Source organism: Geodermatophilus sp. SYSU D01180, from assembly GCF_054050415.1.
In genome coordinates, this window is record NZ_JBJGZH010000011.1 from 77,281 (window position 1) to 95,163 (window position 17,883).

The 17,883-nt window shown below is 71.0% G+C and carries 14 protein-coding genes; 1 reads left to right on the plus strand and 13 read right to left on the minus strand.

Features of this window, described 5'->3' with window-relative positions; genetic code table 11:
• Window positions 1-42 precede the first annotated feature (42 nt).
• The 11 genes from ACI8AA_RS12315 to ACI8AA_RS12365 form a co-directional block, all read right to left on the minus strand.
• Window positions 43-1,059, minus strand: coding sequence for a UDP-glucuronic acid decarboxylase family protein (locus ACI8AA_RS12315; protein ID WP_457044690.1), 1,017 nt, complete (start codon window positions 1,057-1,059; stop codon window positions 43-45).
• A complete protein-coding gene (locus ACI8AA_RS12320; RefSeq protein ID WP_457044691.1) occupies window positions 1,056-2,168 on the minus strand; it encodes a hypothetical protein in 1,113 nt (370 codons plus the stop codon). The genes ACI8AA_RS12315 and ACI8AA_RS12320 overlap by 4 nt, the downstream gene beginning before the upstream one ends.
• Entirely contained in the window at window positions 2,165-3,013 is an 849-nt protein-coding gene (locus ACI8AA_RS12325) for a WecB/TagA/CpsF family glycosyltransferase (protein ID WP_457044692.1), read from the minus strand. The genes ACI8AA_RS12320 and ACI8AA_RS12325 overlap by 4 nt, the downstream gene beginning before the upstream one ends.
• Entirely contained in the window at window positions 3,010-3,975 is a 966-nt protein-coding gene (locus tag ACI8AA_RS12330; protein WP_457044693.1) for an NAD-dependent epimerase/dehydratase family protein, read from the minus strand. Before ACI8AA_RS12330 ends, ACI8AA_RS12325 begins: the two co-directional genes overlap by 4 nt.
• A 146-nt stretch (window positions 3,976-4,121) precedes the next feature.
• Window positions 4,122-5,498 carry a sugar transferase gene (locus ACI8AA_RS12335; protein WP_457044694.1) on the minus strand — a complete coding sequence of 459 codons (1,377 nt, stop codon included), beginning with the start codon at window positions 5,496-5,498 and terminating at the stop codon, window positions 4,122-4,124.
• Between the two features lie 1,438 nt (window positions 5,499-6,936).
• Window positions 6,937-8,265: a DUF4910 domain-containing protein gene (locus tag ACI8AA_RS12340; protein WP_457044695.1), complete on the minus strand. Its 1,329-nt coding sequence runs from the start codon at window positions 8,263-8,265 to the stop codon at window positions 6,937-6,939.
• On the minus strand, window positions 8,262-9,287 hold the full coding sequence (locus ACI8AA_RS12345) for an NAD-dependent epimerase/dehydratase family protein (protein ID WP_457044696.1): 1,026 nt from the start codon (window positions 9,285-9,287) through the stop codon (window positions 8,262-8,264). The genes ACI8AA_RS12340 and ACI8AA_RS12345 overlap by 4 nt, the downstream gene beginning before the upstream one ends.
• A complete protein-coding gene (locus ACI8AA_RS12350) occupies window positions 9,287-10,675 on the minus strand; it encodes a glutamate-1-semialdehyde 2,1-aminomutase (protein WP_457044697.1) in 1,389 nt (462 codons plus the stop codon). The genes ACI8AA_RS12345 and ACI8AA_RS12350 overlap by 1 nt, the downstream gene beginning before the upstream one ends.
• On the minus strand, window positions 10,672-11,322 hold the full coding sequence (locus ACI8AA_RS12355; RefSeq protein ID WP_457044698.1) for a PIG-L deacetylase family protein: 651 nt from the start codon (window positions 11,320-11,322) through the stop codon (window positions 10,672-10,674). The genes ACI8AA_RS12350 and ACI8AA_RS12355 overlap by 4 nt, the downstream gene beginning before the upstream one ends.
• A 39-nt stretch (window positions 11,323-11,361) precedes the next feature.
• Window positions 11,362-12,204: a sugar phosphate nucleotidyltransferase gene (locus tag ACI8AA_RS12360; RefSeq protein WP_457044699.1), complete on the minus strand. Its 843-nt coding sequence runs from the start codon at window positions 12,202-12,204 to the stop codon at window positions 11,362-11,364.
• Window positions 12,201-13,454 (minus strand): class I SAM-dependent methyltransferase, encoded by a 1,254-nt coding sequence (locus ACI8AA_RS12365; protein WP_457044700.1) that lies wholly within the window; start codon window positions 13,452-13,454, stop codon window positions 12,201-12,203. The genes ACI8AA_RS12360 and ACI8AA_RS12365 overlap by 4 nt, the downstream gene beginning before the upstream one ends.
• 47 nt (window positions 13,455-13,501) lie before the next feature.
• Here ACI8AA_RS12365 and ACI8AA_RS12370 point away from each other — a divergent pair, with 47 nt between their 5' ends.
• Window positions 13,502-14,089 carry a dTDP-4-dehydrorhamnose 3,5-epimerase family protein gene (locus tag ACI8AA_RS12370; RefSeq protein ID WP_457044701.1) on the plus strand — a complete coding sequence of 196 codons (588 nt, stop codon included), beginning with the start codon at window positions 13,502-13,504 and terminating at the stop codon, window positions 14,087-14,089.
• Between the two features lie 872 nt (window positions 14,090-14,961).
• Here ACI8AA_RS12370 and ACI8AA_RS12375 read toward each other — a convergent pair.
• Both ACI8AA_RS12375 and ACI8AA_RS12380 read right to left on the minus strand, forming a co-directional pair.
• Window positions 14,962-16,101, minus strand: coding sequence for a right-handed parallel beta-helix repeat-containing protein (locus ACI8AA_RS12375; protein ID WP_457044702.1), 1,140 nt, complete (start codon window positions 16,099-16,101; stop codon window positions 14,962-14,964).
• Between the two features lie 77 nt (window positions 16,102-16,178).
• Window positions 16,179-17,798 carry an FAD-dependent oxidoreductase gene (locus tag ACI8AA_RS12380; RefSeq protein WP_457044703.1) on the minus strand — a complete coding sequence of 540 codons (1,620 nt, stop codon included), beginning with the start codon at window positions 17,796-17,798 and terminating at the stop codon, window positions 16,179-16,181.
• Window positions 17,799-17,883: the final 85 nt, after the last annotated feature.

Sequence of the window (17,883 nt, forward strand, 5' to 3'; positions counted from 1 at the left end):
CCTGCCGACGGGCTCGGCCCGTCACCGCGTCGATCTCGTCTCTCATCCCGCCTGCTGGACGGCCGGCTCTGCCAACACCGCCGGCTGTCCCGGGACAGGGACCGCCATCGGCTCGAGGACGAGGCTCTGGCTGCGGAACCAGTCGATGGTCCGCCGCAGTCCGTCGTGGATGTCCACCACGGGCTCCCACCCGAGGGCGGTACGTGCCAGCGTGATGTCGGGGCGGCGGACGGTGGGATCGTCTTGGGGACGGTCCACGAAGACGATCTCCGAACTCGAGTCGGTGAGCTGGATGATCAGTTGTGCGAGCTCCAGGACGCTCATCTCCCCGCAGTTGCCGATGTTCACCGGCCCCTCCAGGTCGGAGTGCAGCAACCTCATGAGGCCCTCGATCAGGTCGTCGACGTAGCACACCGACCGGGTCTGGCTCCCGTCACCCGCCACGGTCAGCGGCTCGCCGCGCAACGCCTGGCCGATGAACGTCGGGATGGCACGCCCGTCCCAGGGCCGCATCCGCGGCCCGAAGGTGTTGAAGATGCGGGCGATCGCAGTGTCGACTCCCCGCGCCCTGCGGTATGCCATGGTCGCCGCCTCCGCGAACCGTTTGGCCTCGTCGTAGACGCCGCGGGGACCGACGGGATTGACGTTGCCCCAGTACGTCTCGGGCTGGGGATGGACCAGCGGATCGCCGTATGACTCCGAGGTCGAGGCCAGCAGGAAGCGGGCCTTCTTGTCCTTGGCGAGACCCAGTGAGTGCAAGGTGCCGATCGAGCCGACCTTGAGAGTGTGCAGTGGCAGTTGCAGGTAGTCGATCGGCGAGGCCGGAGACGCGAGGTGCAGCACTGCGTCGACGTGGCCCGAGACGTGGATGTAGTCCGTGACGTCGGCCCGGACGAGCCGGAATCGACGATCTTCGAGGAGGTGCTCCACATTGGTCGAGTTGCCGGTGCAGAAGTCGTCGAGGCAGATGACCTCGTAACCGTCCTGCAAGAGCCGGTGGCACAGGTGCGACCCCAGGAACCCCGCACCTCCGGTGACGACTGCACGTCGAATCCTCATGATCCGTCTCCTGCTGTTCGTGATGCCACGAGGGGGGCGGGAACTCGTTCCAGCCAGATCTCTCTCCAGTACGGGTAGATCCCTCGCGGGCAGCTTCGGTGATAGTCCGCCGTGCAGATGACGTCGGCGAGGACGATGCAGGGCGTCTTCATCGTCAACATCTGACCGGACGACTCGTCGATGATGTGATCGACCCGACGGAGCACCTGCGCCGTCCGGCCGCAGTACTTGAGCATTTCACGGTCGAATGACAGTCCCCGGTTGCTGTTGTCGGGGTTGAGAGTCGCGCTGATCTCTTCGATGGACTTGATCCTCACCCACTCACCCGGCTGGAGGTCGAGCCTCTCGTCGGGACTCTTCTCCGCCGTGCCCTGGATGAAGGGATAACGCTGACCCCCCTGGATCCTCAGTCTCTCGGGCAACTTGTCACGCGTCAGGTCCTGCATCCGGTTGAACGCACCGATCGCGATGCCCCGGACCACCTGACGGGCGGGAGCATTGCCGGTGCGGACGTCCTGCACGTACTGCCTGAGGTCCCACAACGGGATCCCCACAGGCGCTGCCCGGGTCAGTTCGGTGGCCTGGCACGAGTACACCGGCCGGTCGGAGGCAGCCCCGGCGGCCCGCGGGCGGTAGGCACCCAAGGCCACCTCGGTGAGCCGTTCCCGCGTGCACCCGGAGCACCCGGCTGGCTGCGGCTCAGGCGCCGACCCGTCCGGCGCGCCCGACTGCTGGCCGCGCGGCTCAGCCCCGCGCCCGTTCCGGCTCGGCCCGGACACCTTGGTGAGCCAGGCGGTCTTCCAGAAGACCAGACACCCTGCCTGACAGCCCCCGTGTGCCTGACCGTCACAGCGGACACCTGCCAGGTGCACCGTGTCCGTCATCCGCCGCAGCCCGGTCCAGGTGGCCGTGTCGCACGTCTTGAAGGCGATCTTGTGCACCACGAAACGCCGACCACAGAACTGCAGCATCTCCGGCATGAACGGCAGGGCGTCGAGCTCACCCCGCTCATCGAGCCCCGCGAGGATCTCCTCCGCCGGCTTCACCTCGACGACGTCCCCGATCGCCAGGACAGGTCCAGCGTCGGATCGTCGACCGGTCACGCTCATCGCGGTACTCCCCGCACTCCGCCGGACTCGACGGTCACAGAGGGTCTGGGCGTGGTGTGCGCCGGCCGCGGTGGACGGGCCAGGACGTTCACCACGAAGGCCGGGTTGTTCCGCAGGTAGCGACGCCACAAGCGCCGCGGTTCTCGGCCCAGCCGGTAGGCCCATTCCAGTCCGCTGCGTTGCATCCAGCCTGGCGCCTGGCGGATCGTGCCCGCGTGCAGGTCGAACGCGGCACCGACGCCGAACAGGGCGTTGGCCCGCAGTCGCCCCACGTGCTCGGCCATCCAGCGCTCCTGCTTCGGAGTACTCAGGCCGACCCACACCAGCTCGGCACCGGAGTCGTTGATGACCTCGACGGTCTCCTCGTCCTCCTGCTGGGTGAGCGACCGGAACGGCGGCGTCAGAGTGCCGGCGACCTGCAGGCCCGGGAACCGCGAGGTGAGCCGCTCGGCGAGCAGTTCCGCCGTCCCGGGACCGCCACCGTAGAAGAAGGACGACCAGCCGCGGTCGACCGCCCGGGCGAGGACCGCCAGCATGAGGTCCGGGCCGTAGACGCGGCTGACCTCGCGCCTGCCGGCCCATCGGGCCGACCACACCATCGGCATGCCGTCCGGTGTGGTCAGGCCCGACTGGTTGTGGATCCGGAGCAGTTGCGGATCGCGCTGGCACTCCATCACCCCGTGCACGCCGGTCACGCACACGTACCGGTGCTCGGCGCGGTCCACCCAGTTCGACACCTCCTCGACCGCGGATTCGAGCGTCAGGCAACTGATGTGCACCCCGAGCACATCGACCCGCGGCGGACCGTTCGTCGCGGGTAGGCGGTGGTGGTCGGGTGTGGTCACGCCCCCGCCACCTGCTTCTCGATCCATCGATAGGTGGGGCCCAGTCCGTCGCGGAGGGACGTCTTCGGTTCCCATCCGAGGACCTCACGCAGCAGCGAGTTGTCGGAGTTGCGTCCCCGTACTCCCTGCGGACCCGGTACGTGCACCATGCCGATGTCCCGCTTGCCGGCCACTTCGACGACGAGGTGTGCCAGCTCGTTGATGGACACCATCTCGTCGGTACCGAGGTTGAGTGGCTGCGCATAGTCGGACTGCATGATCCGGTAGATGCCCTCGACGCAGTCGTCGATGTAGCAGAACGACCGCGTCTGCTCCCCGTCGCCCCAGATCTCGATGCTGCCGCCGTCCTCGGCGAGCGCCACCTTGCGGCAGAGCGCCGCCGGAGCCTTCTCCCGGCCGCCGTCGTACGTGCCGAACGGCCCGTAGATGTTGTGGAATCGGACGGTGCGGGTCTCCATCGGGTACTCGTCGGCGTAATAGGAGCACAGCAGTTCGGTGAACAGCTTCTCCCACCCGTAGGCGTCTTGGGGTTGGGCCGGGTAGGCGTCGCTCTCCTTCAGCGGCACCACGTCGGTCTCGGTCTGCCGGTACTCGGGATAGATGCAGGCGGAGGAGCTGTAGAGGTACCGCTGCACCCCGTTGATGCGGGCGGCGTCGAGCGTGTGCAGGTTGATGAGCGAGTTGTTGTGCAGGATCTCAGCGTGGTGCGTGGAGATGAACCCCATACCTCCCATGTCTGCAGCGAGCGCGTACACCTGATCCACCCCGCGCGTTGCCTGCAGGGCCGCGTCCCACCGGCGGAGGTCCAGCAGTTCGAACTCGTCGGCGTCCACCTCGGTGTACTCCGGGTACACGAGGTCGACCCCGCGCACCCAGTAACCCTTCGCCTTCAGCAAGGTCACGAGGTGGTGTCCGATGAACCCCCCCGCTCCGGTGACACACACTCGCTTCATCGCTGTCATCCCTCCATCACCGATGCCGTGCTCGCCTGTTCCTGAACTGCTGTCTCGCGCCCGGTCGTCGACCGGCGGGTCGACGACCGGGCAATCGGTCGGGTGATTCGCCGGCCGCCGTGTTTCGTCACGGTCGGAGCCTGGGATCCGGCGCTCTAGTAGGCGCCGCGGTGTTTCACGACCGCGAAGATGGTCTTCCAGATGATCAAGGCGTCGAGAGCGAGCGACCACTGCTCGACATAGCGCAGATCGAGGCGAACCGACTCCTCCCAGTCGAGGTCGGAGCGGCCGCTGATCTGCCACAGCCCGGTGAGGCCCGGCTTCACGAACAACCGTCGTCGTGCCTCGCCGTCGTACGGCCGGTCGGTCACCGGCAGGGGACGCGGGCCCACCAGTGACATCTCGCCGCGCAACACGTTGACCAACTGGGGTAGCTCGTCCAGCGACGTTCGACGCAGCAGACGGCCGAGACGGGTGACCCGGGGGTCGGCGGACATCTTGAACAGTTCCCCGGTCGGGTGCTGATTCAGCTCGTCGAGACTGGACCTCAGCTGCTCGGCGTCACGGACCATCGTGCGGAACTTCCACATCGTGAACTCACGCCCCCGCCACCCGGTCCGGGTCTGCTTGAAGATCGCGGGCCCTGGGCTGCCGAGTCGGATGGCCAGCGCGATCGCCACCAGCATCGGTGCGAGCACGATCAGCATGACCAGTGCCACGAGCCGGTCGAGGAGCGCCTTGGCGACGCGGCGACCACCTGACAGCTGCGGCTCGTCGACGTGCAGCAGCGGTAACCCGCACACCGGCCGGATGGCGATACGGGGACCGGCGACGTCGATCAACGCCGGGGCGACGAGCAGATCGATCCCCGACTTGGCGAGGCTCCACGAGAGCATCCGGAGGGCGGGACCATCCATCTCCGGGCACGGCAGGACCGCCACTGCGTCTGCAGAAGTCGATCGCACCGCCAGGTCGACGTCCTCGAAGCCGCCCAGGACCGGCACACCCAGCGCCGTCAACTCGACGGAGCCGCCCCGCTCGGGGACGCACGCCCCCACGATCCGCATGCCGTGATGGGGGTCGCCACGCATCTGCCGGACCAGCTCAGCGCCCGTCCGCCCGTGCCCGACCAGGAGGACGTCGCTCATGAAGAGACCACGGCGTCGCTCGCGATGCACCCACTTGCGGACCAGGTACCGTCCCAGCAACGTCAGGGCCGTTGCCATGGGCAGAGCGACGAGGACGTACCCGCGCGCGATCTGCGCCTTCGTGGCCCACGAGGCGGTGGCCACGGTTGCGATGACGACCACCGCGGCCATGAGGACGCGGCGGAACTCCTCGAACCCGACCGAGAGGAAGCGGGCCTCGTAGGCCCGGGCGACCGCCATCGCCGCGAGCCACAGCACGGGGAGGCCGACGCTCAGCGCCATGTAGGTGTCCCATGCCAGGACCTCGGCTGAGGGATCACCGAAACGGATGTCGTAGGCGGTCAGACCCGCCACCAGGGCGGCGACCGCATCGCCGAGGATCACCGCCCTGACGTACCGCCGCTCCCAGGCTCTGCGCGACGACCGGACGACGAGTGGCTGGCTGAGGACTGATCGGTCCGCGCCCGCTTCGCCGACGACCGCGCCGGGACTCCCCTGACCCGACCGCAGCCGACCGGCCCCGCGCCGGGCCGCCCTCGACTCCGCCCCTGAGGCGGCGAACTGGCGCAACGCGCTCATGGATCCCCCGTGGCATAGGGGCGTGACCGACCTCGCAGGGCCGACCGCCGGCGACGGGCAGAACAGCGCCGCCCCTGGTCACCGGACCGCCCCGTTCTGCCTTTGGCGCGAGTGACGATGACATGCGCTCAAGGTCGTTTCAATAGGCACCGCGCTGTTTCAAACGGATTTCACGAACCTCACGGACCGTCGAATATCAACCACGGCGAGTGAAAGGGACGTGTTCTGCCGCCGCGCCCGGAGTGCCAATGTTTCACGGACCGTCGGAAATCAACCACGGGGAGTGAAAGGAAATGTAGCTGCGGCGGCGCAGGGAGCTCCGGAAGTTCAGGACTTCAGCCCCTTGTCCTGGAGACGCGCCTCGTGGAGCGGTGACCCGAGGTGCACAGTGCGTGGTCGGCCGTTGTGGGTGACAGCCCTACCGCACCCTTGCAGCAGGCGGATGCCTTCCTACGTGCGGATGGTGGCGGCCCGCGGCATCACCGTGATGCTCCACCCCGGCCGACGGCCGGACCATCGGACACGCCTTCGTTACGACGTCCACCGACGTACCGGGATGAAGGTCACCCGTGGCCGGACGTTTCGCGCCGACCCGATTCGCAGAAGTCGATCTCGAGCGATGACCCGTTCTGAGCCCGACGAATGGACCGGAACTCCGTCCACACCCAATTCCCCACGTTCGCGCGGTGCTCGAGGCCTGCGAGCGGCCCCCACGATGTCTTCCATTCTTGGCGAGTCGAACGACGAGTGCGAGAACGATCAACCCGCCTCGCCACTCACCACCGATGAACCGCTGCGCCGTCAGGTGCTCCGGAGCATCACCTCCGGCGTCGCCGGGGAGTTCAGGGAAAGCCACGAAGGGGAGTCCACCCCGGGATGGGAGAAGCGGCTCTCGACACACCGCCGACGAGATGGTGACGGCAGGCAGGTGGCCCCGCGTGACCACGCATACCCCGATGGACGTCCGGGACGACGACTGCGTGACGGCAGCGCGAGCACCTGACGGCCACCCAGCCATCGATGCCTGCTCACCTCGCTCACCATCTCGCCGGCACTCGTGCCGCCTGGGTGGACCCGACATCCGGGCGGAGGACGGAGGCGCCGATGTCGGGGGTCTCGTCCCGCCAGGGACACGAGGCCGAGGGACGGGGACCGGACCCTGGTGCCCACGTGCTGACGAGGTCAGCAGGCGCTGATCACGGGCCTGTCGGCCGTCTCCATCCCGGCACAGGGCTGTTCACGGCTACGCAGCCGCGGCGCGCACCAGCAAGCCGGCGGCGAGGAGGGCGGAGGCGGCGCGGCGCAGCCCCGCGAAGTCGGTGCCGGCGACGGAGGCGACGTCGAGCAGCGACGTGGCGCCGTCGGCGTAGCCGAGCACCCACAGCATCGCCATGACGGCGTCGGTGGCCTGCCTCCCGCCGGTGCTCGGGTACAGGCCCCGCTTGCCCAGCTGCGGCTCGCCGTAGGGGCTGAGGTTCTCGAAGCAGTCGTCGTTCTCCAGGACGTCGAGGACCTCGAGCACGGCCGTGTAGGACTCGGCCAGCTCCGCGGGCCGCACGAACGCCAGGTCGTCGGCGGAGGTGTGGTACTCGGGGTACTCGCCGTGCGGGGTGCGCGAGAGCCGCCCGACGGGCAGGTCGAAGCCGACGGCGTTGTACTGCCGCTCGTCGTAGCCGTAGGGCGAGTAGCCGCGGACCTCGCCGCCGTGCCGGGTGACCACGTGCGCGGCGGCGCGGTCGACGGGGCGCGTCCCGCGGCGGGTGCGCTTGTAGACCAGGGGGCCGGTGCCGCCCAGGCCGGTGAGGACCAGCCCGTGCCGGATGCGGGGCAGCACGTCGGCGTTGCGGCTGAGCCAGGTGATCGACCCGATCGTGCCGGGCGCGAACAGGAAGCGGTACGTGAGCCGGCGGGAGGGCAGGGCCGCGAGCGTGCGGGCCACCTCCGTCGCCACGGCGATCCCGGAGAGGTTGTCGTTGGCCAGCGAGGGGTGGCAGACGTGCGCGCTGAGCACGACCTCGTCGGGGCTCTCCCCCGGCAGGACCAGCTCGCCCCAGGTCAGCTCCCCCGGCGCGAGGGTCGTGTCGACGACGACGTCGTACGGGCCGTCGTCCATCGCCCGCAGCTGGTCGTCGGCGAGGCAGAAGCCCCAGTCCCGGCTGTAGTACGTGGTCCGGTAGGGGATCCAGGCCGGCCGGTCGGGCAGCGTGTGCAGGTGGGGGCGGAGCTCGTCGAGCGTCATCGTGGCGCGCACCGGGGCGCTGTAGCTGACCAGGTGCAGGTTGTGCCGGCGGAAGTCGACCACCCGCCGGCCGGACCGGTCGGCGACGTAGGCGTCGCGGACGTTCCACTCGTCGGGGACGGTCCAGTCGAACGCCTGCGTGCCCGACGGGACGCCGTGCCGCTCGAGGTCGAGGGACTCCGCGAGGACGTCGAGGGTGGCCCGGACGCCGTCGCCGGTGATGCTGCGGCAGATCGGGTACAGCGGGCGGATCGCCGCGTGCATGCCCTCCCCCAGCGCGGCGAGGTCCCGCTCGCCGGAGCGGAGGGCGTCCACCTCGTCCGCGAGGGTCACCGCGCCCTCGTGCGGAGCAGGTCGTCGAGCACCCCGGCGGCGCGCAGCCGGTTCACGCGGTGCAACCGCACGTAGCGCTCGCCGTCGAAGTCCTCGGCGGTGAGGCCGATCCGGCCCATGTCCGCCGCGAGCTCCTCGATGCCGTCGGGCACGGTCCACTGCGGCCGGAAGGCGGGCAGCCGCTCCTTGATCTTGGTGAAGTCGACCCGGTAGTCCCGCCTGTCCGCCCCGGCGCCCTCGGCGAAGGTGACCGGCGCGTCGAAGACCTCGGCGACGGCGGTGGCGACGTCGCGGATCTGCACGACGTCCTCGTCGCGGCCGACGTTGAACGCCTGGTCGTGGACGGCCTCCCGCGGCGCCTCGAGCACCGCGAGGAACGCCTGGGCGATGTCCCGCACGTGCACCAGCGGCCGCCACGGGCTGCCGTCGCTCTGCAGCCGCACCTCGCCCCGGGTGAACGCCGTGCCGGTGAGGTTGTTGACGACGATGTCCGCGCGCAGCCGCGGGGAGGACCCGTAGGCGGTGGCGTTGCGCAGGTGGGTCGGGCTGAAGTCGTCGTCGGCGAGCGCGCTGATCTCCCGCTCGGCGCGCACCTTGCTCTCGCCGTAGGGGGTCACGGGGTTGAACGGGCTGTCCTCGGTGACGGCGCCGTCCCCGGCCGCCCCGTAGAGAGAGCAGGACGAGGAGAACAGGAACCGTGGTACGCCCACCGCCTTGGCCGCGCGGGCCACGTGGGCGGCACCTGCGGCGTTGACGGAGTAGGTCGCCTCCGGGTTGAGGTGCCCGACCGGGTCGTTGGAGATCGCCGCGAGGTGGACCACCGCGTCGAGGCCGGCGAGGTCGCCGGGGGTGACGTCCCGGACGTCGCCGGTGCGGGACGGGTACCCCTGCGGCGGGGACCCGAAGTCGCAGCCGTCGTACCAGCCGGCATCCAGGCCCTGCACCTCGTGCCCCGCCTCCTGGAGGAGCGGCACCAGCACCGCCCCGACGTAGCCGCGGTCGCCGGTCACCAGGACACGCATCAGCACCCACCTCCGGGTCGTCGGGCCGCCGGTCCGGTCAGCTGCCGGGGGGCGGCGTACCGGCGCAGCGCCGGGGCCACCGGGCGGCCGCGCAGCAGCCCCTCGGTGGAGCCGGCGGCCAGCGCCTTGGCGTACACGGTCAGCGACTCGCCGACGGCCTCGACCGTCCGGTCCACGTCGTCGTCGGTGTGCGCGGCCGAGATGACGAACGACTGCCCCAGGACGCCGCGCTGCAGCATCTCCTGCAGGAACAGCGTCCGGAACTCCTGCGAGGGCCGCCCGTCGGCGTCGCGGGTGACGAACACCTGGCACGACGGCCGGCCGACGACGCCGAAGGCGTCCGCGACCCCCAGCGCGGCCGCCGCGGCGTTGGCGCCGTCGGCGAGCCGGCGGCCCTGCCGCTCCATGACGGCCACGACGTCGCGCTCCTCGTAGGCCTCGGCCACGGCGAGCCAGGCCGCCAGGCCGGTGGTCTCCGGGCCGTGCGTGGTGGAGAGGAGGAAGGCGCGGGCGGCGTCGGTGCGCAGCCCGCCGAGCTCCATGAGCTCGCGCTTCCCCGCCAGCGCCGACACCGCGAAGCCGTTGCCCAGCGCCTTGCCCCACGTGGACAGGTCGGGGGTGACGCCGTAGACCGCCTGCGCGCCGCCGCGCGACCAGCGCATCCCGGTGATGATCTCGTCGAAGACCAGGACGAACCCGTGGTGGTCAGCCAGCGCGCGCAGGCCCTCCAGGAAGCCGGGCGAGGGCTCGGCCGTGCCGGTGGCGGCCTCGAGGAGCACGCAGGCGACCCGGCCGGGGTACGCGTCCAGCACGCGTCCGAGGGAGCCGAGGTCGTCGTAGTCGAACCCGACGGTGAGGTCCCGTTGCGCGCCCGGGATGCCGGCGTCCATCTCGGTAGTGCCGATGAACCAGTCGTCGGTGGAGAAGAACGGCTGCGTCCGGCACACCGCCACCAGGTCCCGGCCGGTGGCCGCCCGCGCCAGCTTCACCGCCGCCGTCGTCGCGTCCGAGCCGTTCTTGGCGAACTTGACCATGTCCGCGCCCGGCACCTGCACGAGGAACCGCTCGGCCGCCTGCAGCTCGACCACCGACGGCCGGCTGAAGCTGACCCCCGCCCGCGCGGCGGCCGTCACGGCCTCGACGACGGGCGGGTAGGCGTGGCCGAGCGTCACCGACCGCAGCCCCATGCCGTACTCGACGTACCGGTTGCCGTCGACGTCGAGCACGTGCGCGCCCTCGCCGGAGGCGATGACCGGCGCCATGCCCTCCGGGTACTGGTCCGAGCCGCGGGCGTAGGTGTGCGCCCCGCCGGGGACGAGCTCGTGCAGGCGCTGCTGCATCGCCGTCGACCGGGTGAAGGACCGGTCGCCCTGGGGTGCGGAGGTCATCGCGCGCTCCCCCCGTCGAGGCCGAGCAGCAGCTTGTCGCAGACGAAGCCCTCGGCGTAGCGGTTCCGGCTCTCCACGCCGCGCAGCCGCATGACGCCGGTGAACAGCTCGCCGTCCCACCAGTCCCGCCCGGACTGCGAGGGGAAGCACTCCTGGAGCAGCTCCACCTTGCGGCGCACGTCGTCGTCGGTCAGGTGCACGTAGACGTCCGGCGAGCGGGAGTCGCCGTCCCACTTCGGGATCTCGTAGTGCAGCACCAGCGCGTCGCGCCAGGCGGTGCGCACGAGCTCGCCCAGCAGGCGGTGGTCCTGGTGGGCGTCGTCGGCGCGGGGCGCCAGCACGACGTCCGGGCGCGCCTCCACCGCGGCCTCCTCCAGCGCCTCCTTCACCGCGCCCCAGTGGGCCGGCAGCCGCCCGTCGGGGAGGTCGAGCACGCGGACGCGGGCGCCGGGGAAGAACCGGGGCAGGGCCGCCTCGGCCTCCTTCCGGCGGTCGGGGGTGCCGGTCACGACCAGCCCGGTGACGGTCGTCCCGGGCCGGCGCGCGAGGGCCAGGAGGGTCCCGCCGCAGCCGATCTCGACGTCGTCCGGGTGGGCGCCCAGGCACAGGACGTCGAGCCGGCCCGCCGGCGGGAGCAGACCGATCACGGGGCGACCGGACCGCGCCGGGGGCGTCCGGCGGTCGGGTCAGCGGGCGCCGACACTGGGCTCCCCCATCAGGACGGGCACCACCGCCGGGCCCGGCTCCACGGGGCGGTCCCGCCACACGGCCCAGGGGCTGACGCCGTTGCGGTACTGCTCCTCCAGCGCCGACCGCTCCTTGAGGGTGTCCATCGGCGCCCAGAAGCCGTCGTAGGGCGTGGCGCACAGCTTCCCGTCGGCCGCGGCGCGCGTGAACCCGTCCATCACCAGGTCGTCGCCCTCGTCGAGGTAGTCGAAGATGCCCTGCCGGAGGATGAAGTAGCCCCCGTTGATGCGCATGGACATGTCCGCGACCGGCGTCAGCCCGGTCACCCGGTCCTGTCCGGCCAGCCGCACGACGTGGAAGGAGTCCTGCGGCTTGACCGCCAGCAGGCTGGCCACGGCGTCCTTGGACTCGAAGCCGGCGATGAGGTCGTTCATCGGGGCGTCGGTGAGCACGTCGCCGTAGTTGGCGAGGAAGACCTCGTCGCCCTCCAGGTGGGGGCGCACGCGGCGCAGCCGCTCGCCGATCGCGGTGGACACGCCCGTGTCGATGAACGTGATGGTCCAGTCGCTGATGTCGCTGGCCAGCATCTGCACGTGCCGGCCGCCCTTGGTCAGCACGAAGTCGTTGGAGCTGGTCTCGCGGTAGTCGAGGAAGTAGTCCTTGACCGCATCGGCGCCGTAGCCCAGGCACAGGATGAACTCCGTGTGCCCGAAGTGCGCGTAGTAGCGCATCACGTGCCACAGCACCGGGCGGCTGCCGATGGGCATCATCGGCTTGGGCAGGGACTCCGGTCCGGTCCGGATCCGCATGCCCAGTCCGCCGCAGAAGATGACGACCTTCACGGGGTGCCTCCCTCGGACGGCCGGAGGACCTCCAGCCGGGGCAGGGCCACGACCAGGCGCCCGCCCCAGGAGCGGACGTGGCGCAGCTGCTCGGAGATCTCGTCCCTGAGGTTCCAGGGCATGATCAGGACGTAGTCGGGCCGGGCGTCGTCCAGCCGCTCCGGCGGGTGGACCGGGATGTGCGTCCCCGGCAGGAACCGGCCCTGCTTGAAGGGGTTGCGGTCGACCGCGAACGCGATCAGGTCGGAGCGGACGCCGCAGTGGTTGAGCAGGGTGTTGCCCTTGCCCGGCGCGCCGTAGGCGACCACCGTCTCGCCCCGGCGGGAGCGCTCCACGAGGAACTCGACGAGGTCGTTGCGGACCCGGGCGACCGCCTGCGCGAACCCGGCGTGGCCCTCGAGGGTGTGCAGGCCCGCGGCCTCCTCGGCGGCCAGCACGGCGGCGACGGCGTCACTCGGCGCGTGCGCCCGCTCCGCCGGCATCGACCAGGTGCGCAGCGAGCCGCCGTGCGTCGGCAGCTCCTCGACGTCGACGACGGTCAGCCCCGCCTCGGCGAGCACCCGCTGGGTGGTCAGGAGCGAGAGGTACGAGTAGTGCTCGTGGTAGATCGTGTCGTACTCGTTGCCCTCGATGAGCCGCGCGAGGTGCGGGATCTCGATGGTGACGGTCCCGCCGTCGGCCACCAGCGCCCGCAGCCCCTTCGCGAAGTCGACGATGTCGGGCACGTGGGCGAAGACGTTGTTGGCCACCACGAGGTCGGCGGCCCCGTGCCGGGCGGCGACGTCACGGCCGGTCGCCTCGCCGAGGAAGGTCACCTCGGTCGGGACCCCCTTCTCGACGGCGGCCTCGGCGACGTTGGCCGCGGGCTCGACGCCCAGCGCGCGGATCCCCCGCTGGACGACGTGCTGCAGGAGGTAGCCGTCGTTGCTCGCCACCTCGACGACGAACGAGTCGGGGCCCAGCGCGAGCCGCTCCGCCGCCTCCTCCACGTAGGCCTTGGCGTGCGCCACCCACGAGTCGCTGTAGGAGGAGAAGTAGGCGTAGTGGCTGAAGATGTCGCCGGCGTCGACGTACGCGGGGAGCTGGACCAGCAGGCACTGCCCGCAGACGCGCACGTGCAGGGGGTAGAAGGCCTCGGCGGCGTCGAGCTGGTCCGCGGTCAGGTAGCTCTCGCAGGGGGGCGACATCCCCAGGTCGACGAAGGTGTGCGTGAGCCCGGCCCCGCACAGCCGGCAGCGCGGCGCGCTCACGACCGGGACCTCGACGCCCGGCGGGACCGGTGCCATGCTCGCTGGCCATGCGCTGGGCCCCCACCCGCATCGCGGGCGTCGTCGAGTTCACGCCGGAGCCGCACGCCGACGACCGCGGCTTCTTCAGCCGGACCTTCGACGCCGACGTGGCGCGCGAGGCCGGCATCGACCCCGACGGCTTCGTGCAGGACAGCATGTCCCGCTCGCACCGCGGGGTGGTCCGCGGCCTGCACGTCCGCGTGGGCGACGGCGAGAGCAAGCTGGTGCGCTGCTCCTCGGGCCGCGTCTTCGACGTCGTCGTGGACCTGCGCCCTGGCTCCTCGACCTACCTGGAGTGGCTCTCGGTCGTCCTCGACGGCGACCGGCAGAACTCGGTGTACGTCCCGGCCGGGTGTGCCCACGGGTTCCAGGCGCTGACCGAGCCCGCGGACACGGCGTACCGGATCGACCGGCGGCACGATCCCCGCGACGATCTGACCATCGCTCATGACGACCCCCATCTCGCCATCCCGTGGCCCCTCTCCGTCAGCGCCATGTCACGCTCCGACGCCACCGCGCTTCCTCTGGCGCAGTTGTCGGCGGCGCTGGACTCCATCCGCGCCTCGGTGCGGCCGAGCGAGCAGCCGTCCGGCTGAACTCCAGCCGAGGGTGCGTCGCCGCGCGGTGTCCTCCTCCGGCAAGCCGCTGCTCGAGCGGTCCCCGCGACGCGGGCGCCCCGGGTGGAGCAGGGCCGGCCTGCGCGCATCGATGCCGACGCTGATGACGCGGTGCCCGTGCGTCACGAGCCAGGCAGAAGACGCCGATCCGAAGATGCTGATCGCCGGAAGGTCCCTCGTGAATCCCACCCGGCCTCCCCCGCCTCGGGCGCCTCGAGGCGCCTCGGGTTCGTTGGCGCGGGACGCTAGACCGGAGTTCTCAGAGCCGACCAGAGGTTCGCGCGCGAGACGCCGAGGGAGAGCCGCAGATCCGTCACATCGCATGGAGCGGTGGCGGCGGCAGCAGCAGCGACAGCGACAGCGACAGCGTCGCTCGGCCGGACTGGTCGGCGGCGACGTCGGCGGAGAGGGCTCGTCGAGCAGGTCGCCGTGGACGCCGCGCAGCCGGCGGAGATCCTCTCCGCAGTGCGCCCGCTGCCCCTGCGCGCTGCGCCACTGCCCCTCGGGAGGTCGGCGAGGCCGGACCGCCGCCGGTCGGGCTCGGCCAGGTGGAGCAGTACTGCGCAGCGGTGCGCGTCCCGGGGAGTCGCGGAGAGGGGGAGAACGGACGGGAGTCCGGCCGGTCCAGCGACAGGCGACGTCGTTCGTGCGCAGGTCGCGCCACCCACAGACCGTGCATCCGGCGCGTTCCGGGCGGAGCGGGCGAGGCGTCGGCGTGGACAGCCGGCGGAGTGGACCTGGTGACCCACCGATCACCCGGCGATCCCCCGGCTGCTCCTCGTCGAGGACGACGAAGCCCAGATCGCTGTCCGGGCCACCTCGGTCCTGCGGTAGACCTCTGCCCACCGCCGCTAGTCGCAGGGGGCCTCCTGGACCGTGTTGCCGGTGAAGCTGATGTCCCGCGCATCGAGATCGGCGCCGTTGTCGGCTCCCACGCCCGTGGGATGTCCCCCGTCACCGGTGGCACAGATCGTGTTGTCGTGGACGTGGATGCCGGTCAGCAGGTGTGCAGGCGGGGTCGAGTCGAACCGGTCCTGCTGGCTACCGGTGATCCCGTTGAAGTTGCCGGACAGGATGTTGCCGTAGACCTCGACGTCGGAGCTGGAGGCCAGCGTGATGCCGCCACCCCAGTACCAACCCGAGGAGTCGAGTCCGTTGCGGTAGATGCGGTTGTTGCGGATCGTCGCATCCTGGCTGATCTCGTAGAGGATCCCCTCCGCCCCGTTGTCCTCGACCAGGTTGTTCTCGATGAGAGCATCGTGAGCGTTGATGTCGCCCCAGATCCCCTTGCAGTCGTTGTCGTGGACGTGGGCGTTGCGGATGGTGACCTGCCCGACGTCCCACTTCATGCCCCCGCTCTCGTAGTCGCAGGGGGCGTGGAGCGCGTGGTTGCGGGCCAGCTCCGGCCCGTCCAGAGTGCCCGGATCCTCGTCCAGCCCGTCCAGGACGATCCCGGTCGCCGCGTTCCCACCGATGCCCAACTGGTCGTTGTCGTTGTAGTGGCCACCCAGGATCGTCATGCCGTCGGCCACCAGGAGGCCTGCCCAGGCGTTGTGCAGGGCCGACACGTTGCGGACCACCCAACCGCTGGCCCGGGACTCGGGATGGATGGCGGCGCCCTGCCGGGCGCTCGCGTAGTCCTGCACCGTGATCGAGTCCAGGGTCACGTCGGTCGCCCCACCCGAGAACGCCCACGGCAGACTCCGCCCACCGTCGAGCACGGCGCCCGGCTCCCCGCAGAACGTGTCGCCGGACTTCGGCTGGACGCTGAAGTTCCGCAGGTGGATGCCGGACTCGACGATGTAGGTGGTGCCAGGTCCGTGCCCGTTGACCAGACTCTGGGCATCGTCCCCGACGCCGATCGGCACACCGCCTCCGTCGAGGCAGGCCGCGGCGGGCACCGGGGAATGGGTCGCCGAGACCGGTGCGGGTGCCAGCGGCGGACGCGGTGCAGGGTCCGACGCTCGGATCGTCAGGACGACCGCGGCCACCACGCCCAGCGCGAGTGCCCCGGCGACCAAGGCCCAGCGGCGCTGTCGGCTCCCCCTGGACCTGCGGGGTGGCGGGGTCACGATGGCCCTGCTGGGGTGCCACGGGACGAACTGGCCAGTTGCTTCTTGATGTGATCAGCCAGACGCAGGGCCAGCGCCACCACCGTGAGCGTCGGGTTGGAGCATCCGTAGGTCGGGAACACCGAGCTGCCCGCGACGTACAGGTTCCGTACGCCGTGCACCCGGCAGTCGGCGTCGACCACCCCCATGGCTGGGTCGGCGTGCATCCGCGTCGTACCGAGGTGGTGGAAGTTGCCCTCGAGCAGGGTCGGCGGGTGCTCGTCACCCAGCATGAACTCGACTCGGCCCACCCCGGCCGTCCGCAACGCCTCGTCGATGGTCTCCTGTGATGCTCTTATCGATGCGCGGTCCGCGGGGGTCGGACGCCAGTCGATCCGGGCGACGGGCTGGCCGAACCGGTCGCGCCGGGTGCCCAGCATCACCCGCGAGTCCGGGTTGGGCGCCTGCTCCCCCTGGACACGGAGGACCAGGACACCGCGGGCGTCGTCGAGGGTGTGCAGGCGCTCGCGAGCGAAGACACCGAGGTCTCCGAGACCGGTGACGACGTTGCGCAGGTGCCCTGCCACCTCCCCGGTCAACGGACGACGGCGCGGGGCCTTGGCCAGCGTCGCGACCGACCGCACGGCCTCGGCCATCATGGCGCGGTCCCGGACCAGCAGGAAGAACGCGCAGTTGAGGAGCTGTCGTTCCCGCTGCACGGCATCGCGGACCCGCAACGCCCCCTGCACCCGCACCCCGTGCGCGGTCTCGTGGACCGGGTAGAAGCCGGCGCGGCCGATCAGCTCGGGCGAGCTCGCGACGACGAACCCACTGCGGGCCGACATCCGCTCGGCGAAGAACCGGCCGACCAGGTCGTGGTCGTTGCCGAGCCCGTTGCGGTGGGTCCGTCGACTGAGCAGCAGCAGGCGCGGGTTCTCGATCCCGCCGGCGGCCAGCACCACGAGCCGTGCCCGCACGAAGCACCGCGAGCCGTCCTCCCTCCGCACCTCGACCCGGTCAACCCAGTCCGGATCGCGGTCGGTGGCCAGGTCGACCACCGAGGCGTGGAGGAGAAGCGTGACGTTCGGTGCGCGGACGAGTTCCTGGAAGTAGTCGCCGAAGTCGTCGGTTCCGTGCTGGAACACCGTGGTCTCGATCGCGCCCGGGAGCAGCGGCAGGGGCGACATCCGTTCCTGATCGGCCCAGCGACCCGGGTCGTAGTCGAACGGGCCGAGCCGGCAGACCTCCTGGGCCTGTCTGTAGTACGGGTCCAAGTGAGCACGGTCGAACGGCCAGCCGGAATAGCGGATCCCGGGACGGACCTCGAAGTCGATCGGGTCGAGCGGGCGTGCGGCCCAGCTCTCGTCGCCGGGCCGGAACCAGCGCCTGCTCGTCCCGCCGAACGCTCGCACCCGCGACTGGTGCGGCCGATGGATGGGGTAGCCGACGCTCTGGCCCCGGTTCAGCTGCTGCGCACGGCGTTCCACGTCCCTGCCGCCGCTCTCGAGCAGGCACACCTGAGCGCCGTTGCCGATCAGCTCGCGGGCGATGCTGATCCCGGCCGGACCGGCCCCGACGATGCAGACGTCCGCCTCGACCTGCTGGTTGGCGGCAAGCTCCCGCGCGTCCGACAGCATGCGGGCGCTCCTCCCCTGTCGCGGACGGATGGGGCCCCTGGCCGGAGCTTACGAAGTTCGCACGACCTCCGGCTAGGAACACTCG